Consider the following 17363-nt stretch of genomic DNA (forward strand, 5'->3'; position numbering starts at 1 on the left):
GTTTCCCGGTCAGGCTGCGCCCGCCCGGGAAACTCCGTTCCCCCTACCCCACCCCCTTCAGCGCCTCATCCATCAGCGCCCCCGGCACAGCCATCAGCTTCGGCCCGTCCGTCCACACCAGCGCCGCCTCGACCGGGCGGTCGGGATAGAGCCGGGCCAGGACCGCGACATAGGTGGCCATCTGGGCGACGTAGGCGGGGTCGGCGTCCTCGATGCGGTCGGGGGCGGGGCGGTTGGTCTTGTAGTCGACGACGAGGACGCGGTCGGGCGTGACCACCAGCCGGTCGATGCGGCCGTTAATGACGACGCCGGGGCGCAGGGACTCAGCGCCGCCGGTCAGGGCGATCTCGGCGCGGGAGCCGGGGCCGAAGACGGCGGCGAAACGGGCGTCGTCGAGCACGCGGAAGGCGGCGGCGATCATCTCGGCGCGCTGGGGCTCGGACAGGTCGCGCTCCTTCGCCAGCAGGCGGGCGGCGGCCCCGGCGCGGTCGGCGGCGGCGATCTCGGGCAGGCGTTCGAGCAACAGGTGGATCAGGTCGCCGCGGCGGAAACGACCCAGGGCGGCCCCCTCCCCGGTCGATGAGACGGCGAGCGGCGACGGGGCGGCGATGCGTTTGGTGCCCTCCATCTGCGACGGGGAGATGTAGCGGGCGGACGGATCGACCGGCGGCAGGGTCCGGGCCCAGGCCGGGACAAGGGCACCCGGGAAGGGCACGACCCGCGAGGTCGCCATCACCACCGGATCGACGCCGTAGCGGCGGCGGCCGTCGCCGATGTCGCGGACCTGTGCGCCGAGACGGTCGAAGGTCTCGGTGAGGACGGCCCACCAGCTGATGTCCTGGTAGCCCTGTTTCGAGTTGCCGGCCGCTCGTCCGAGTATGACGATCCGGTCGCGGGCGCGGGTCAGGGCGACGTAGAGAAGCCGCAGGGTCTCGTCGTCGATCCGGGCCCGGCGGACGGCGCGCGCGGCCGCCGAGGCCTCGCAGTCCTCCTTTTCACCGGCCGGGCACATCAGCCAGGCCTCGCCACCGTCGGCGAATTCGACCGGCATCAGGAACGGCCCGTGCATCGGAGCCCGCGCCGTGGTGTCGGGCAGGATCACCACCGGCGCCTCCAGCCCCTTCGAGCCATGGACGGTCATGACGCGGACCTCGTCGCGCGCGCCCTCCAGCTCGCGCTTCACCTCGACGTCGGCGGCCTCCAGCATCGACAGGGCGGTCTCCAGGTCGAGGCCGCCGCGCTGTTCTGCCGCCAGCACCTGGTTCAGGGTCTCGTCGATGGCCTCCTCCGCCTCACGGCCGAGGCGGGACAGGAGGCGGGCCCGGCCGGAGCGGCCGGTCTCGTCGACGCGGTTCAGCAGGGCGGCGAAGAAGGCGAAGGGGTCGCGACCGCGCTGGTCGATCGCGAAGGTCAGCAGGTCGCGGGCGCGGGCCCACTCCGGCCGTTCATGGCCGCGACGTTGCAGGACGGGCCACAGCCGACCCCTGCGGTGCTCGGCGCCGGCGAGGTCGAACAGACTGTCCTCGTCCACGTCGCAGAGGGGGCTGCGCAGGACCCCGGCGAGGCTGAGGTCATCGTCGGGATAGAGGGCGAAACGAGCCACGGCGATCAGGTCGTCGAAGGCGATGTGCGACGACAGCTTGAGCCGGTCGGCGCCGGCCACGGGCACGCCGGCCGCCTTCAGGGCGCGGATGATCTCCTCGAAGGTCGCGTCACGGCGGCGGACGAGAATCAGGAAGTCACCGTAGCCGGAGGGGCGCAGCACGCGATCCTTGCGGTCCTGAACGGCGACGCCGGTCTCGACCTGGCGTCTGATTTCGCGGGCGAGGTCGGCGGCCATCCGCTTGCGGGCACCCTGGACCGGCTCCTGATCGACCGGGTCGTCCCAGGCGTCGCGCTCGGGCGGCTTCTCGTCCTCATAGATCGGCCAGAGGTCGATACAGCCCTGATCATCGGCGCGCATGGCCCTGTGGGCCGGGATGGCGCCGACCTGTTCGCCGACGAGGGCGCGGGTGCGGTCGGGGCCTTCGAACACCGCGTCGACGAAGCCCAGGACCTCCGGCGTCGAGCGGAAGGAGGTGGCCAGTTCGACGCCCGTGTAGGCGAAGCCGGCGCCGCGGACGAGGGTCTCGTAGCTCTGCGCCTCGCGGTTCAGCCGCTCGGGCCGGGCGCCCTGGAAGGAGTAGATCGACTGTTTCTCGTCGCCCACGGCGAAGACGGTGCGCTCGACCTGGCCCGCCCCGAAACGACGCGATCCGGCGCCCGAGAAGAAGCCCTCGGTCAGGGCGCGGATGATGTCCCACTGTTCCGGGGCCGTGTCCTGGGCCTCGTCGATCAGGACATGCTCGACCCCGCCGTCGAGCTTGTAGAGGACCCAGGCGGCGTTGGCGCGGACGGTCAGGAGCTCGACGGTGCGGGCGACGAGGTCGCCGAAATCGAGGGCACCGCGCCGGGCCTTGGCCTGGTCGTAGAAGGCACCGTGGGCCTGGGCCAATGTGAGCACATGAACGGTGTCCTCGGCGACGCGGGCCTTGCGGACCTGACCCAGGGTGGCGACGACCTTGTCCTGCAGGGCGGTCAGCCAGTCGCGGGCGTGGGCGGGCGCGGACTTGGTGGCCATCGACTTGCGCGGCGCGCCGCTGGTCAGGAAGACCGAGGCCACCTCCGGGAAGGTCCAGTCGGCGGCATACATGCGCTCGGCGCAGCCCTGGTCCGTGACCGAACCGGTGGACATCAGCTCGGCGACCTCCAGCCATTCGTCCCGGTCGAGGAAGCGCATGAAGTCGGACTGGATCGTCGCCACGTCGCTGTCGGGATCGGCGCCGACGAGGGCGTAGGGGCTGATCGTGGGGTCGGCGGCGATGCGGGCGACATAGTCGATCAGCCGGGCGCGGTCCTGTTCGATGCGGGCCAGCAGGCTCTCGAAACTGGCCCAGTCCAGCTCGACGGCGAAATGAGCGTAGGCGCGGCCGATGCGGCCGTCGGCGTCGGCCAGCGCCGCCCGGGCCAGGTCCTCGCGCGCGGCATGGGACAGGGCGAGGGCGGCCTGATCCTCCAGCACGGTGAAGCCGGGGGTGACCCCGGCCTCCAGCGGGAAGCGGCGCAGCAGCTTTTCGCAGAAGGCATGCAGGGTCTGGATCTTCAGCCCGCCGGGGGTGTCGAGCGCCTTGGCGAACAGTTTGCGCGCCCGCGACAGGTCGGCGCGGGACAGGGTCGCGGCGTCGCGGCCGTCGAGGTCCGCCAGCGACGCCGACAGGGCGCGGTCATCCATGACGGCCCAGGCGCCGAGCCGGTCGAACAGCCGCGCCTGCATCTCGGCGGCGGCCGCCTTGGTGTAGGTGACGCACAGGATCTCGCCGGGCTGGACCTCTTCCAGCAGCAGGCGGGCCACCCGGTCGACGAGGGTCGAGGTCTTGCCCGAGCCGGCGTTGGCGGTGACGAAGACCGACTGACGCGGGTCCGCCGCCGCGATCTGGGCAGTGTCGGGCAGGATGCGGACAGAGGTGTCAGGGGCGCTCATTCGGCGTCTCCGTCAGCGCCGGCGACCGCCCACTCCCAGACGCGGGCGAGGTGGTCGTAGTTGCCGCCGAAATTGCCCATGAACTGGGGCGCGACCCAGCTGAGGTAGGGGGTCGTCTGGTCGTCGAACCGGGCGACGCGGGCCTTGAGGCCGGCGAGCGCCGCCATCGACAGGTCGGACGCCTCGGCGCCTTGCGCTCGAACCTCGGATTTGCCGGGCTCCTTGCGGCCGATGACCCGGACATAGGTCAGTTCTTCGGGCTCGATCGGGCCGGAGGTCTTGAGGCCCGCCTCGGCGAGGATGGCGCCGGTCAGGGTCAGCTGGGGGGCGAAGCCGGACTTCACCTGTTTGGCCGAGGGGGCGGCGCCGGTCTTGAAATCGAGGATGGCCGCGCCGGTGGAGGACAGTTCGATCCGATCCGCCTTGGCCGTCAGGGTGAAGGGACCGGCGGGGGCGTCGAAGGTCAGGACGACCTCTTCCTCGACGCGGATCTCGATGCCGCGCGCGCGGCGGCGCATCTCGAACCCGGCCAGCCAGCGGGCGCTGTTGCGGGCCAGGGGCCCCTCGCGCGCCATGGCCGCATCCTCGAAGCCGTGGTGGGTCAGCTCCTCGTGCAGCAGGGTGGCGATCTCGGCCTCGCAGTCGTCAGGCAGGACGTCGGGCCAGCTGAGCGTCAGCCGCTCGACCGCCTTGTGGACGGCCTGGCCGCGCGCCAGGGCCTCGGCGGACTGACCCGGCCGGTCGAGCTGACGCAGGTTCAGAACGTAGCGGGCGTAGACGGCATAGGGATCGCGCACCCAGCGCTCGACGCCGGTGACGGGCAGTTGACGCGGGCGGCGGTCGACGGGGGGTTTGGGCGCGGGACGTCTCGCGAGCCCGCCCTGACCGGCGACGGGGGCGTCGAGGGCGCGGGCGGCGGCGAGGGTTCCGGACGGTCGGTCGATCTCCACCCCGGCACCGCGTGTGAGCATATCCAGCCGCCACAGCCACCGGGAGCGAACGGCGGGCTGGCCGCCCCGGCGTTCGGAATGGACGAGGATGGCCTCGGGCGCGCAGGCGGCCTGGACGAAATCCTGAGCCGTCTGGCCGACGCGACGCTCGGGCGGGGGCAGGCCCAGGGCCTTCCTCATCGGGCGCGAAAGGAAGGGGTCGATCGGCGCGCCCTGCGGCCAGACGCCCTCCTCCAGCCCGGCGAGGATCATCCGGTCGGCCCGGACCAGACGCGCCTCGATGGCGCCGAGGATACGCAGGGAGGGATGGGTCGCACCACCGGTGCGGACAGTGACGTCGTGCAACAGGGCGGCGACCAGTTCGGCGAAATCGTTGGCGCTGACGTCCCCGAGCGACGCCCCGCCCTCGATCAGTTGTGACAGGAGGGAGGCCGCCGCCTCCCCATCCGGTCCGGCCCAGACGTCGACACCGGCGAGGGCCTCGACGAGGGCGGTCAGGTTGCGAGCGGCCTGGTCGAGCGGGGCCGCGCGACCGAAGGCGGCGGCGGCGGCGAGGGCCTGCAGACGGAGGGCGAGCGCGGTCGCCTCTCTGGAGCGCGGACCTCCAGGTCCGCTGGTCTCCGCCGTCGTTGAAGAGCGGACCTGGAGGTCCGCGCTCCGTTGCAGGCGGGTCTCGATCCGGGTCCAGTCGCGGGTGCGGGGTCCGCGGAAGGCGACCTTCTCCAGCTCGGCGACGGCGTTGGGCGTGGCCTCGGCCAGGGTCGTCAGATCGTGCTTGATCAGGGCCAGCACGGTCTGGGGCTTCAGCGGATCGGCGATGAAGCGGGCGGCCAGATCGACGAGGACGCCGACGGGCATGCGGTCGAGGCCCGTGCCGGACGAAGAGTCGGCGATGACGCCCCAGCGCTCCAGCCGGGCGGCGACGCGCCGGCCCAGGGCGAGATCCGGGGTCACGAGGGCGCAGGTCCGGCCGGGAGTCTCCAATGTCTCGCGCATCATCAGGGCGATGGTCGCAGCGGCGTCCTCCTCGGTGCGGCTCGCGACGACGGACAGACCTTCGAGACCGAGGGCGATGGGGTCGGCGGCCTGGCCCGAATCGGCGGCGTCGGCGCGCAGCCGGGCGATCTCGGCGCGCCAGTCGGCGGTGGCCTCGGCGGGACGCAGGGCCTCGTTGACCAGTCGCTGGCGGGCGAGACCGCGCGCCTCGACATCGGGCACGGCCGGGCGGCGGAACCATGGGCGGACGGCGGCGCGGTCGGCGCCGGCGCGTTCGAGGAACCGTTTCAACGCGCTCTGCGGATGCTGTTCCTCGATGGCGTCCCAGGCGGGTTCGCTGAGCTCGAGATCAAGGCCGGGGAGGACGACGCAGCCCTGCGGCGCCTTGGCCACGGCCTTCAGCACGTCGGCGGCGGCCTTGACCGTGCCGGTCGAACCGGCGGCGATGACCGGGCCTTGCGGCGGGTGGCTGTCCCAGCGCTCGGCCAGCAGGCGCAGCAGTTTCGTCCGTCGCCATGAGGCGTCGACGAGGCCGAGTTCGGCCAGACGGGCCGGCCATGCCTCGACGGCAAGGTCGAGGAATTTCGCCGACCGCCGCCAGTGGTCGGCGAAGTCCTCGTCGACGAGGGTAGCGATGCGGTTAGGGGCCTCGACCTCCTCGATGTTGCAGGAATCGAGGAAGGCGCCGAGGCTGTCGGCCAGCTCCAGAGCGCGCATCGGAGACAGGCTGTCGTCGTGCTTCTCGACGATCAGCCGGGCCATCTCGAACCGGCGCGTCAGGGGGGCGATGGCGGGCGGCAGGTCGAGGCCCAGTTCGCCCGGGGTGAACGGCGGTTCGTCCTCCTCCAGATCGCCAAGCGGACGGACCTGGGGCAGGAGGACGGGACGATCGCCGCTCAGCACGGACAGGGCGGAGGTGAAGGCCCGCGCGGCCCGGCGGTTGGGCAGGAGGATGGTCGCGTCCGACAGGGTCTCCGGTGCCTGGTCGCCCAGCCAGTCGAGCACGCCGGCGGCCAGATCCTCAAGGAACGGCCGGTGAGCGGGGATGGCGAACCAGCGCGGGTCGTCCTTGCCGCCGTCTGCCGGGAAGGGGTTGAAGGCAATCATGCCCGCTGTCCTTTGATCCGCTCATCCCCGCGAACGCGGGGAGCCAGTGCTGTGGGCGATGATCGCGTATGGCCCGCGCGAACGATCATCCCGGACACCGGGCTTGAAAGAACGACTGGGCCCCACGACAGAACTGGGTCCCCGCGTTCGCGGGGATGAGCGGAAAGGTTGGAGGTGACGGGGTCACTCGCCCGCCAGTCTGGCCTCGGCCTCTTCGCGCGCCTGGGGGTCGCCGACGTGCATCCAGTCGCCGTCGAGAACGCAGCCGTACAGCCGCCCCGCCGCAGCCGACGCCCGCCACAACGGGCTGAGCGAAAAGGGTCCGTCCGGCCCGCCGTCGGCATAGTCCGGCCGGGTGATGTGGACGCCCATATAGGCGAAGGGCGCGGACGCAGCCTCGCCCCGGAAGGTCAGCCTGCCGTCGTCGGCGAGGAAGAAGTCGCCGTCGCCCTCGAACCCGATCGCGCCCTCACGGGTGGCCAGCAGGAGGCAGGCGTCCATCTTCACCGGGTCCCACAGGCCGACCAGTGCGTCGGCCCAGGGGGCGTCGCCGCGATCCATCCAGACGCTGTCGATATTGGCCACAAAGACAGGCGCATCGCCGAGCAGGGGATGAGCCTTCTTCAGCCCGCCGCCGGTTTCCAGCAGCTCGGCGCGTTCGTCGGAAATCGCGATCCCGGGCCCCCGTCCGCGCGCGGCCAGATGGGCCTCCAGCCGGTCGGCGAACCAATGGACATTGACCACCGCCTTTTCGACGCCCGCCCCGGCCAACCGGTCCAGCACATGGTCGATCAGGGCCCGGCCGCCCACCTCGACGAGGGCCTTGGGCCGGTCGTCGGTCAGGGGCCGCATCCGCGTGCCGAGGCCCGCCGCCAGCACCATCGCCGTCTTCGGACCGGTCATGCGCGCAGCTCCGCAGGGACGTGCTTGTCGAACCAGCGGGCCACGCCTTCGAGGCCAGGCTGGGTCAGATTGGCGTTCAGGTGGGCCCACATACGCGGCATGAAGGCGGCGTAGCGCGGCTTGCCGTCGCGCACGATCAGGCGGGCGAAAATGCCGAGGATGCGGGCCTCGTTCAGGGCCGCAAGCCCGGCGTAGGCGCGCATGAAGGCGGGGCGGTCGGCGACCTCGGCCATCTCGAAATACCGCTCCAGCGCCTCGGCCTCGAGCGACGGCGACACATCGCGGCGGGCATCCTGGAGCAGGGAGTGCAGGTCCCACGACGGGTGGGCCCGCACCGCGTCCTGGAAGTCGATCATGCCGACGCGGGCCGGACCTTCGCGCCCGGGCAGCCAGATCAGATTCTCGGCGTGATAGTCGCGGTGGGCCACCACCGAGGCGCCGGCCTCCCCCTCGAGGACGATGGGCGCCCAGGCGGCATTCCAGTCCGCGATGGCGGACTCGTTGAAGATCAGCCCGGGCTTCAGCTTCGGCATCCATTCGACGAACAGATCGGCACCGCCCTGAAGTGCGGTCCGGTCATAGACCTGCAGCGGCCATGGCCCCGCCGCGCCGGTCAGCATCGGCGGCGTCGGGGCGGCGTGAAGTTCGGCCAGGGCGTCGACGGCGGCGAGGTAGAGGGGCGTCTCGTCCTGCCCCGCCTCGATCACGCGGGCGAACAGGTCGTCGCCGAAATCCTCGAGCACCGCGAGGCCCGCGGGCGCATCCAGCGCGACAATGGCGGGCGCCGACAGGCCGACGCTCCGCAGGTGCGAGGCCACGGCGGCGAAGGCCTCGATCCGGCCGGCGGACAGACGGGCGATGGCATTCCAGCCCTCGGCCTTGCGGCGCTCGGGAGACCAGGACGGATCGGCCGGTGGGCTCTCGGCCGCCGCGACCTGATCCATCAGCATCAGGCCGGGCCCGTCAGCGGGCGTCAGCCGCTCATAGCGGCGCGTGGAGGCGTCGCCGGGCAGGGGCGCGCGACCCGCTTCGGCGAGGCCGACCTCGGTCAGGAAAGCGACCCGCTGGGCCTCCCGGTCATTCAGGGCTTCAGACATTCAGGCTCTTTGGCAGGCTTTCGACGACGGCGTTGATCTTCTCTGCCCACGCCCCTGCGCCGGAAACGGTCGCATGCCGTCCCTCGCCGCGGTCTTCCAGGGTGATGGTCAGGCGGTCGGGACCGAGGGCGCGGGCCGGATCGTCGCCCAGTCGCTCGGGCCATTCGATCAGGGCGGCCCCGACGTCCAGCGCCTCGTCCAGACCGATCTCGAACGCCTCCTCGGGCCGGGTCAGGCGATAGAGGTCGAAATGGGCGACGGGCGGGTCCGTCTCGTAGAACTGGACCAGGGTGAAGGTGGGCGACGGCACGTCCTCGTCCTCGCCGGCGAGCGCCCGGATCAGGCCGCGCGCCAGGGTCGACTTGCCCATACCCAGAGGACCGTACAGCAGGACCGCCTCGCCGGGCTCGAGACACGGGGCCACTGCGCGCCCGAGCGCCGTGGTCGCCTCGGCATCGGCCAGATCGATCCCGACCATCAGGCGAAGTCCGCGTCGGGCTGGCCGGGGAGAACCCGCTCGACGAAGGCCTTGAGCGCACAGGTCGCCCGGGTCGAATCGATGTCGAGGCGACCCGGCGGAATCGGCTTGCCGACCATCAGGCGGAACGGCTTCTTCCGCTTGTTCAGCAGCTCGTGGAACAGGGTGATGTCCCGCATCTCCGGCGACACCCGGTTGAACAGGTGGAACAGGGTCGACCAGGGCCCGGTCACATGGATCGGAATGGTCGGTGCGTCGTATTTCCGCGCCAGCGATGTCGCGGTCGATGCCCACTCGGGGTCGGTCAGTTGTCCGTCCTTGCCCACGCGGGAAATCCGTCCCGCAGGGAACATGACCACGCATCGCCCGGCCTCGAACGCAGCCTTCGCGGCATCCAGGGTGACGCGGGTCTTGGCGCGGGTGCGTTTGGCGACGACCCATTCGACGGGGATGACGACCTCGTCCAGCCGGGGCGAGACGCGGACGGCGTCAGCGTTGGCGAAATAGATGGCGTCGGCGCGGCGCTTCCTGACGGCATCATAGACGGCGATCCCGTCGGCGATCCCTGTCGGGTGATTGGCGACAACGATGCAGCGGCCGGTGGCGGGCAGCCGATCGAGGTTCAGGCTCGAGACCTTCAGGTCCAGCAGGCTGGAGACGTGGTCCAGCGCGGCCTGACCCGACAGGGACTGAATCGCGTCCGCCATCTCACGCGCCTGGCCATAGCCTAGAATGGAATAGAACAGCGGGCGAACCAGCGGCCAGATGATAGAGCCGGTCAGGCGCGGCGCGCGCTCGGCGATCAGGACGTCGACGACGTGATCCGGCCGTCGCACGGGGACGGCGGCAGGCTCGGTCGTGGCGGGCGGCGAAGCGGTCATCCGCGCCCCTTGTCGCCTCTGCGCCGGAGACAGGCAAGCGCTCCGGAAGCGCCGACTTCCTGTGGACTTCGGCCGGTGCTACGCCAGCGCCAACGAAGTTCCAGGAGCCGTCCGATGCGTCACCGTTCCCTGCTTTCCGCCTGCGCCGCCCTGGCCATGCTGACGGCCCTGCCCGCCCCCGTTCTGGCAGAAACGTCGGGGGTGCCCGCCGCCGAGGCCGCGCCTGCGCAGGCCGCCGCGCGCGCCTTCACCTACACCGACATGCTGAACGCCAACCGGCTGTCGGATCCGCGCGTGTCGCCGGACGGACGACACGTCGTCTACAACGTGCGCGCCACGGACATGGAAGCCAACCGCGGCGTCTCCAGACTGATGATCCAGACCCTGAGCGGCCAGGGCGAAGCCCGGCGCCTGGCCATCTCGGACGGCGGCGCCAATACCGCCCGCTGGGGCTCGGACGGCGCCCTCTATTTCCTCTCGGGCCGGTCCGGGACCAGCCAGGTCTGGAAGACCGACAGCACCGGTGCCACGGCGACCCAGGTCACGAACCTGCCGCTCGACGTGAACGCCTATGTCCTCAGCCCGGACGCTGCGAAAGTCGCGGTGTCGCTGGCCGTCTATCCGAACTGCGACGACCTGGCCTGCTCGGTCGCGCGGGGCGAGGAAGCGAGCGAGGAAAAATCCACCGGCATGGTCTTCGACCGCATGTTCGTGCGCCACTGGGACACCTGGGCCGACGGCACCCAGAACCACCTGTTCGTGGTCAACGCCGACGGCTCGGGCGATCCGGTCTGGGTCACCCACGGCTTCGACGGCGACACCCCGTCCAAGCCTTTCGGCGATGAGAGCGAGTTCACCTTCACGCCCCAGGGCGACGCCATCGTCTTCTCGGCCCGCGTCGCCGGCCAGACGGAGCCGTGGAGCACCAATTTCGACCTCTACAGGACCAATGGCCTGACGGGTGAGGGCTTCACCAACCTGACCGACGGCAACGACGCCTGGGACACCGGCCCGGTCTTCTCGCCCGACGGCCGCACCCTGGCCTACCGCGCCATGGCCCGGCCGGGCTTCGAGGCCGATCGCTGGCAGATCGTGCTGATGGACGTGGCCACGGGCACCAGGCGTGAGGTCGCCGCCAACTGGGATCGGTCGGCCGACACCCTGCAATGGTCCGCTGACGGCCGCAGCCTGTTCGTCATCGCCGGCGACGTCGGCCAGACGAAGCTGTTCCAGATCGACGCCGCCAACGGTTCGGTGATCCCGATCACCGGCGAGGGCCATGTCTCGGCTTTTCAGCAGACCCCGTCGGGTTTCGTCTTCGCCCAGGACAGCCTGACTTCGCCGTCCGAGCTGTTCGTGAAGACCTTCCGCGGCAAGGAAATGCCGCGCCAGATCACCGATGTGAACCCCGAGCTCGACAGCCGCCTGTTCGGCGAGGCCGAGCAGTTCAACTTCCCCGGCTGGAATGGTGAAACCGTCCACGGCTACGTCATCAAGCCGGCCGGCTATGTCGAGGGCCGCAAATACCCGGTCGCCTTCCTGATCCACGGCGGGCCCCAAGGTTCGTTCGGCAACTCCTGGTCCTATCGCTGGAACCCGGAGAGCTACGCGGGCGCCGGCTATGCGGTGGTGATGATCGATTTCCACGGCTCCACCGGCTATGGCCAGGCCTTCACCGACTCGATCTCCGAGCACTGGGGCGACCGCCCGCTGGAAGACCTGCAGAAGGGCTGGGCGGCGGCGCAGGAGCGCTATTCGTTCCTGGACGGCGACAACGCCTGCGCCCTCGGTGCCTCCTACGGCGGCTATATGATCAACTGGATCGCCGGCCGCTGGTCCGACGAATTCAAATGCCTGGTCAACCACGACGGCGTCTTCGACGTGCGCGGAATGGGCTACGGCACCGAAGAGCTATGGTTCACCGAGTGGGAGTACGGCGGCACCGTCTACGACAACCCCGAGGGCTATGAGCGCTTCAACCCGGTCCATCACGTGTCGGAGTGGAAGACGCCGATGCTCGTGATTCAAGGCGATCTGGATTTCCGGATCCCCACCTCGCAGGGGCTGTCGACCTTCACCGCCCTGCAGCGTCGCGGCATCGAGAGCCGGCTGATCGTCTTCCCGGACGAAAACCACTGGGTCCTCAAGCCGCAGAACAGCCTGCAGTGGCACAATGAGGTGTTCGGCTGGCTGGACGAATACCTGCAACCGGAAGACTGACCGCGTGACCCTTCCCTCCCCGGAAACGCCCGTCGGTGAACTCGTCGGGCGGGTCATCGCCATGCCGGCCGACACCAACCCCGAAGGCGACATCTTCGGCGGCTGGCTGCTGGCCCAGATGGACCTGGCCGGCTCGACCCCCGCCTTCGACCTGGCCCAGGGCCGTTGCGCCACCATCGCGGTCGACGCCATGGTGTTTCACCAGCCGGTCTCGGTCGGGGACGAAGTGTCCCTTTACGCGACGGTCATCAAATCGGGCCGAACATCGATCCGCGTGCGGGTCGAGGCCTGGAAACGGCCGCGCTCGACCCATGAAGTCTCCCGCGTGACCGAGGGCGTCTTCACCTATGTCGCCATCGACGAGGACCGGAAGCCGAGGCCGCTGCCGGGACAGGTGTAGCTCTTTCTTTCGTCATCCCCCGGTCTCGCTGCGCTCGCCGCAGGATGACGAAAGAGAGGCAAACTTGACCCTCCCGGCCCTCGCGCCTACCTGACGGCCATGGCTATCCGACGCATCCTGACCATCGACAACGCCGCCGACCTGGCGATCCTCAAGCAGGTGTCAAAGCCCGTGGAGATCGTCGACGACGCGATCCGCGCGCTGATGGATGACATGCTGGACACCATGTACGACGCGCCCGGCATCGGCCTGGCCGCCGTCCAGATCGGCGCGTTGCACCGCGTCGTGGTCATGGATCTGGGCGACGGCCCCACTCCCGAAGGCGCGGAGGGGCCTGCCGAGGGCGAGGAGACCCGTGTCCCCAACCCCCGCTTCTTCGTCAATCCGGAGATCCTGTGGGCCTCGGACGAGACCTATTGCTACGAAGAGGGCTGCCTCTCGATCCCCGAATATTTCGACGAGGTCGAACGCCCCGCCCGTGTGCGCGTCACCCACCTGGACCGCGACGGAAACCGCATCGAAGAAGAGATCGAGGGCCTCTATGCCGTCTGCTACCAGCACGAGCTGGACCATTTGAACGGCGTCCTGTTCATCGACCACTTGTCGCGCCTGCGCCGCGACCGGGCCATGTCCAAGGTCAAGAAGACCATGCGCCTGAGAGAGGACGCCTGATGACCCGTTTTCGAGACCGCATCGTTGACCGCTCCGGCCGTCGCCGCCTGACCCGGTCGGAAAAGATCGGCATTGGCTCGGTCGCCACCCTGGTCGGCGTCGCCGCCCTGGGCATCATCGCCGGCGTCCTGCTGGACCGGCTGCTGGAGTTCGACGACGCGCTCGACGCGGGCGGCGAATGGGACGAGGGCGGCGGCGTCTCCACCCGCTGGCAGTAACCGCCCTCAGCGTCTAAAGGCGGCCCCATGCGCCTCGCCTTCATGGGTACCCCCGAATTCGCCGTGCCGTCCCTGGCCGAGCTCATCGCCTCGGGGCACGATATCGTCGCCGTCTATTCCCAGCCGCCCCGGCCCAGGGGACGCGGCCAGAAACTGACGCCGTCGCCGGTCCATGCCTTTGCCGAGGCCATGGGCCTGCCGGTCTTCACGCCGGAGTCGATGAAGGCCCAGGATGCCATCGACACCTTTGTGGGCCTCGACCTCGATGCGGCCTGCGTCGTCGCCTACGGGCAGATCCTGAAGCCCGCCGTGCTGGAGGCACCGCGTCTCGGCTGCTTCAACCTGCACGGCTCCCTGCTGCCCCGCTGGCGCGGCGCCGCTCCGATCCAGCGCGCCATCATGGCCGGCGACAAGGAGACCGGCGTCCAGATCATGCGGATGTCGGAAGGCCTCGACGAAGGCGCGATCCTGCTCAGCGAGGTTCTGACGATCCAGCCCGACGACACGGCCGCCAGCCTGTCGGAGCGGATGTCGTCGGTCGGCGCCACCCTTTGGACCCGGGCCCTCGCCGCCATCGAGCGCGGCGGCGTCACCGAGACGCCCCAGGTCGGCGAACCGACCTATGCCAGGAAGATCACGCCGGCCGAGGCCCGCATCGACTGGACCCGTCCGGCCGCCGCGATCGACGCCCATATCCGCGGCCTGTCCCCCTTCCCCGGTGCCTGGTTCGAGGCCCCCGGGCCCGACGGCCCCGTCCGCGTGAAGGCGCTTCTGTCCTGTCTGTCCAGCGAGGGTGCCGGCGCGCCGGGAGAACTGCTCGAGGGCGGACTTCTGATCGCCTGCGGGCAAGATTCTGAAGGAACGAGGGGGGCCGTCCGCTTGTTGCGCGTTCAACGCGAGGGCAAGGCGCAGTCGTCGCCGTCCGACTTCCTCAACGGTTTCGCCCTGCCTGTCGGGACGATCCTGGGCTGATGCCCCGCTATCGGCTCGACATCGAATACGACGGCGGGCCCTACAACGGCTTCCAGTCCCAGGACGGCCAGCCGACGATCCAGGGCGCGATCGAGACGGCCATCCACGCCTTCTGCGGCCAGACCGTGCGCATCGCGGCCGCCGGACGGACAGACTCCGGCGTCCACGCCACGGGTCAGGTCGCCCATGTCGATCTCGACAAGGACTGGCCCGCCGCCACGGTGATGAACGCCCTCAATGCCCACCTGATCAGGGAAGGCGTCGCGGTCCTCGACTGCCGGGCCGTGGCCGACGACTGGCACGCCCGCTTCTCGGCGAAGGGCCGCAGATACCTCTACCGCATCCTCAACCGCCCCGGCCGCCCGGCGTTGGAGCGCGGCAAGGTCTGGCATGTGAGGAAACCCCTCGACGCCGAGACCATGCAGGCGGGCGCGAACCACCTGATCGGCCACCACGACTTCACCACTTTCCGCGACCTCGCCTGTCAGTCGAAGTCGCCGGAGAAGACGCTGGATGTCGCCCGCGTATCGCGTGTCGGCGAGGAGTTACATCTGGTGTTCGAGGCCCGCTCCTTCCTGCACCGCCAGGTCCGCTCCATGGCCGGCACCCTGGTCGAGGCCGGGCTGGGGCGCTGGACGCCCGACGACGTAAGAGCTGCGCTTGAAGCGAGAGATCGCACCGCCTGCGGGCCGGTCGCGCCTTCGGACGGCCTGTACCTGACGGGCGTCGACTACGGTTCTTGACAAGGTTTGCCATCAGGCAGACGCTGACGTCATGGCCACGATGAACATCTCCCTCCCCGATCCGATGAAGGCCTGGGTCGAAGAGCAGGCGAAAGACGGTCGCTATTCGAACTCCAGCGACTACGTCCGCGATCTGATCCGACGGGATCAGGTCAAGGCCGAGAAGATCGCCAACATGCAGCGGCTGGTCGATGAAGCCTATGCTTCCGGTATCAGCGACCGAAGCTTTGACGAGATCATCGCCTCGGCGCGGGGCGAGGCGGAAGCACGCTCCGGCTCTCAGGCCGCCTGACCTTGAATGTCCGCTATACGGCGGCGGCCGACGCCGATCTGAGGTCGATCTACCTCGTCGGCTCGGAAACATTCGGAACGCGCCGGGCTGAAGCCTATGTCGCCGGTCTGCGCGGCGCCGTTCAGATGATCGCGGATTTTCCTCTGGCTTGCCGGCTGAGAGAAACGATCCAGCCGCCGGTCCGCGCCCGCCCTTTTCAATCGCATGTGATCATCTACACCGTGGATGAGGCTGGCGTTCTGATCCTGCGGTTCCGTCACGGACTTGAGGACTGGCAGGACGACGTCTTCGACGACGGCAAGGACACCGCATGACCCACTCCGTCCATATCGGCATCGGCGGCTGGACCTTCGAACCCTGGCGCGGCGTCTTCTATCCGTCGGACCTGACCCAGAAGCGCGAGTTGGAGTATGCGTCGCGGGCCCTGACCTCGATCGAGATCAACGGCACCTACTATTCGACGTTCAAGCCTGACAGCTGGATGAAATGGCGCGACGAGACGCCGGAGGGCTTTGTCTTTTCCGTGAAGGCCAGCCGCTACTGCACCAACCGGAAAATCCTGTCCGAGGGCGGCGAGAGCTTCGCCAGGTTCCTCGACCAGGGCCTGACCCTGCTGGGCGACAAGTTGGGCCCCATCAACTGGCAGTTCATGGGGACCAAGAAATTCGATCCCGAGGACTTCGAGGGCTTCCTGAAGCTCCTGCCCGGGGAGAAGGACGGGGTGCGCCTGCGTCACGCCCTGGAGGTCCGCAACCCGACCTTCGCCACTCCGCAGTTCTATGATCTGGCAACGAAATACGGCGCGGCCATCGTCTATGCCGTCGATGACGAGGAGCCGACCTGGCCGCAGATCGATCAGCCGACCGCCGACTTCACCTATGCCCGTCTGATGTCGAGCCGCGAGGACGAACCGGCCGGCATGACCTCGGCCGAACTGGACGCGGTCGCGAAACAGACAAAGGCCTGGGCCAGGCGCGGCGAGATCTTCGCCTATTTCATCTCGGGTGCGAAGATACGGAACCCGGCGGCGGCGCAGGCCCTGATCGAAAAGGTCAGATAGCCGCCGACCCGTTTGACGAACATCCGCAGCGGACCTTCCCGCGAAACCCCCCAGCCGCTACACCGGTCGATGAACAGGCTCCGCAACAGACGGGGCCGTCAGGGAAACAGGAACGCACATGGCTCGAGTGGCTCTCGTTACGGGTGGAACCCGCGGTATCGGCAAGTCGATCGTCCAGCGGCTGAAGGAGGACGGCATGTCCGTCGCCGCCGGCTATTCGGGCAATATGGAAGCGGCCGAGGCCACAGCCCGCGAGCTGGGCGTCATGGTCGTGAAGGGCAATGTCGGCTCGTATGAGGACTGCGCCCGCGCCGTCGCCGACGTGGAGGCCGAGCTGGGCCCCATCGACGTCCTGATCAACAACGCCGGCATCACCCGCGACGGCTTCTTCCACAAGATGTCGTCGGACCAGTGGTCGGACGTCATCCGGGTCAACATGGACAGCGTCTTCAACATGACGCGCCAGGTGATCAACGGGATGCGCGACCGGGGCTTCGGCCGGATCGTCAACATCTCCTCGATCAACGGCCAGAAGGGCCAGATCGGCCAGACCAACTATTCGGCGGCCAAGGCCGGGATGATCGGCTTCACCAAGGCCCTGGCCCTCGAGAACGCGCGCAAGGGCGTGACCGTCAACTGTATCGCACCCGGCTATATCGATACGGAGATGGTCGGTGCCATGGACGAAAAGGTCCTGGCCGGCATCATCGCCCAAATTCCCGTAGGGCGTCTCGGCAAGGGCGAGGAGATCGCCGACATGGTGTCCTGGCTGTCCGGCGAGCGTGCCGGATATGTCACAGGTTGCACCCTGTCGCTGAACGGAGGTCAATACCTGGTCGGCTGACCTTCCCGTC

16 protein-coding genes are annotated in these 17363 nt (G+C 69.4%); 10 read left to right on the top strand and 6 right to left on the bottom strand.

Annotated elements, in window-relative coordinates; genetic code table 11:
- Positions 1–43 precede the first annotated feature (43 nt).
- From addA to ACW18A_RS12810, 6 genes are all read right to left on the bottom strand, one after another.
- Positions 44–3520, bottom strand: coding sequence for a double-strand break repair helicase AddA (gene addA, locus ACW18A_RS12785; RefSeq protein ID WP_492022098.1), 3477 nt, complete (start codon positions 3518–3520; stop codon positions 44–46).
- A complete protein-coding gene (gene addB, locus ACW18A_RS12790) occupies positions 3517–6573 on the bottom strand; it encodes a double-strand break repair protein AddB (protein ID WP_492022099.1) in 3057 nt (1018 codons plus the stop codon). The genes addA and addB overlap by 4 nt, the downstream gene beginning before the upstream one ends.
- 183 nt (positions 6574–6756) lie before the next feature.
- Positions 6757–7476 (bottom strand): N-acetylmuramate alpha-1-phosphate uridylyltransferase MurU, encoded by a 720-nt coding sequence (murU, locus tag ACW18A_RS12795; protein ID WP_492022100.1) that lies wholly within the window; start codon positions 7474–7476, stop codon positions 6757–6759.
- Positions 7473–8573 (bottom strand): N-acetylmuramate/N-acetylglucosamine kinase AmgK, encoded by a 1101-nt coding sequence (gene amgK / locus ACW18A_RS12800; RefSeq protein WP_492022101.1) that lies wholly within the window; start codon positions 8571–8573, stop codon positions 7473–7475. The genes murU and amgK overlap by 4 nt, the downstream gene beginning before the upstream one ends.
- The gene (gene tsaE, locus ACW18A_RS12805) at positions 8566–9051 is read right to left on the bottom strand and encodes a tRNA (adenosine(37)-N6)-threonylcarbamoyltransferase complex ATPase subunit type 1 TsaE (RefSeq protein WP_492022102.1); all 486 of its coding nucleotides are present in this window, start codon (positions 9049–9051) and stop codon (positions 8566–8568) included. Before tsaE ends, amgK begins: the two co-directional genes overlap by 8 nt.
- Positions 9051–9932, bottom strand: coding sequence for a GNAT family N-acetyltransferase (locus tag ACW18A_RS12810; protein ID WP_492022103.1), 882 nt, complete (start codon positions 9930–9932; stop codon positions 9051–9053). The genes tsaE and ACW18A_RS12810 overlap by 1 nt, the downstream gene beginning before the upstream one ends.
- A 114-nt stretch (positions 9933–10046) precedes the next feature.
- Between ACW18A_RS12810 and ACW18A_RS12815 the strand changes: the two genes are divergently transcribed.
- The 10 genes from ACW18A_RS12815 to phbB all read left to right on the top strand — a co-directional run bounded on the left by ACW18A_RS12815 (position 10047) and on the right by phbB (position 17353).
- Positions 10047–12152, top strand: coding sequence for a S9 family peptidase (locus tag ACW18A_RS12815; RefSeq protein WP_492022104.1), 2106 nt, complete (start codon positions 10047–10049; stop codon positions 12150–12152).
- A gap of 61 nt (positions 12153–12213) precedes the next feature.
- The gene (locus ACW18A_RS12820) at positions 12214–12552 is read left to right on the top strand and encodes an acyl-CoA thioesterase (RefSeq protein ID WP_492024391.1); all 339 of its coding nucleotides are present in this window, start codon (positions 12214–12216) and stop codon (positions 12550–12552) included.
- A gap of 99 nt (positions 12553–12651) precedes the next feature.
- Entirely contained in the window at positions 12652–13224 is a 573-nt protein-coding gene (gene def / locus ACW18A_RS12825) for a peptide deformylase (protein ID WP_492022105.1), read from the top strand.
- Entirely contained in the window at positions 13224–13442 is a 219-nt protein-coding gene (locus ACW18A_RS12830) for a hypothetical protein (protein WP_492022106.1), read from the top strand. Before def ends, ACW18A_RS12830 begins: the two co-directional genes overlap by 1 nt.
- A gap of 27 nt (positions 13443–13469) precedes the next feature.
- Positions 13470–14414, top strand: coding sequence for a methionyl-tRNA formyltransferase (fmt, locus tag ACW18A_RS12835; RefSeq protein WP_492022107.1), 945 nt, complete (start codon positions 13470–13472; stop codon positions 14412–14414).
- Positions 14414–15157 (top strand): tRNA pseudouridine(38-40) synthase TruA, encoded by a 744-nt coding sequence (gene truA / locus ACW18A_RS12840; RefSeq protein WP_492022108.1) that lies wholly within the window; start codon positions 14414–14416, stop codon positions 15155–15157. Before fmt ends, truA begins: the two co-directional genes overlap by 1 nt.
- Before the next feature lie 31 nt (positions 15158–15188).
- The gene (locus tag ACW18A_RS12845; protein WP_492022109.1) at positions 15189–15449 is read left to right on the top strand and encodes a type II toxin-antitoxin system ParD family antitoxin; all 261 of its coding nucleotides are present in this window, start codon (positions 15189–15191) and stop codon (positions 15447–15449) included.
- A 2-nt stretch (positions 15450–15451) separates the two neighbouring features.
- Entirely contained in the window at positions 15452–15763 is a 312-nt protein-coding gene (locus ACW18A_RS12850; RefSeq protein WP_492022110.1) for a type II toxin-antitoxin system RelE/ParE family toxin, read from the top strand.
- Entirely contained in the window at positions 15760–16509 is a 750-nt protein-coding gene (locus ACW18A_RS12855) for a DUF72 domain-containing protein (protein WP_492022111.1), read from the top strand. The genes ACW18A_RS12850 and ACW18A_RS12855 overlap by 4 nt, the downstream gene beginning before the upstream one ends.
- A gap of 118 nt (positions 16510–16627) precedes the next feature.
- The gene (gene phbB / locus ACW18A_RS12860) at positions 16628–17353 is read left to right on the top strand and encodes an acetoacetyl-CoA reductase (RefSeq protein ID WP_428151750.1); all 726 of its coding nucleotides are present in this window, start codon (positions 16628–16630) and stop codon (positions 17351–17353) included.
- The last annotated feature ends 10 nt before the right edge of the window (positions 17354–17363 follow it).

The organism is Brevundimonas sp. AVps5 (assembly GCF_058681515.1).

Excerpts from the sequence above, each read along its gene's own strand:
- addA (WP_492022098.1), bottom strand. The coding sequence starts at position 3,520 with ATGAGCGCCCCTGACACCTCTGTCCGCATCCTGCCCGACACTGCCCAG.
- addB (WP_492022099.1), bottom strand. The coding sequence starts at position 6,573 with ATGATTGCCTTCAACCCCTTCCCGGCAGACGGCGGCAAGGACGACCCG.
- murU (WP_492022100.1), bottom strand. The coding sequence starts at position 7,476 with ATGACCGGTCCGAAGACGGCGATGGTGCTGGCGGCGGGCCTCGGCACG.
- amgK (WP_492022101.1), bottom strand. The coding sequence starts at position 8,573 with ATGTCTGAAGCCCTGAATGACCGGGAGGCCCAGCGGGTCGCTTTCCTG.
- tsaE (WP_492022102.1), bottom strand. The coding sequence starts at position 9,051 with ATGGTCGGGATCGATCTGGCCGATGCCGAGGCGACCACGGCGCTCGGG.
- ACW18A_RS12810 (WP_492022103.1), bottom strand. The coding sequence starts at position 9,932 with ATGACCGCTTCGCCGCCCGCCACGACCGAGCCTGCCGCCGTCCCCGTG.
- ACW18A_RS12815 (WP_492022104.1), top strand. The coding sequence starts at position 10,047 with ATGCGTCACCGTTCCCTGCTTTCCGCCTGCGCCGCCCTGGCCATGCTG.
- ACW18A_RS12820 (WP_492024391.1), top strand. The coding sequence starts at position 12,214 with ATGCCGGCCGACACCAACCCCGAAGGCGACATCTTCGGCGGCTGGCTG.
- def (WP_492022105.1), top strand. The coding sequence starts at position 12,652 with ATGGCTATCCGACGCATCCTGACCATCGACAACGCCGCCGACCTGGCG.
- ACW18A_RS12830 (WP_492022106.1), top strand. The coding sequence starts at position 13,224 with ATGACCCGTTTTCGAGACCGCATCGTTGACCGCTCCGGCCGTCGCCGC.
- fmt (WP_492022107.1), top strand. The coding sequence starts at position 13,470 with ATGCGCCTCGCCTTCATGGGTACCCCCGAATTCGCCGTGCCGTCCCTG.
- truA (WP_492022108.1), top strand. The coding sequence starts at position 14,414 with ATGCCCCGCTATCGGCTCGACATCGAATACGACGGCGGGCCCTACAAC.
- ACW18A_RS12845 (WP_492022109.1), top strand. The coding sequence starts at position 15,189 with ATGGCCACGATGAACATCTCCCTCCCCGATCCGATGAAGGCCTGGGTC.
- ACW18A_RS12855 (WP_492022111.1), top strand. The coding sequence starts at position 15,760 with ATGACCCACTCCGTCCATATCGGCATCGGCGGCTGGACCTTCGAACCC.
- phbB (WP_428151750.1), top strand. The coding sequence starts at position 16,628 with ATGGCTCGAGTGGCTCTCGTTACGGGTGGAACCCGCGGTATCGGCAAG.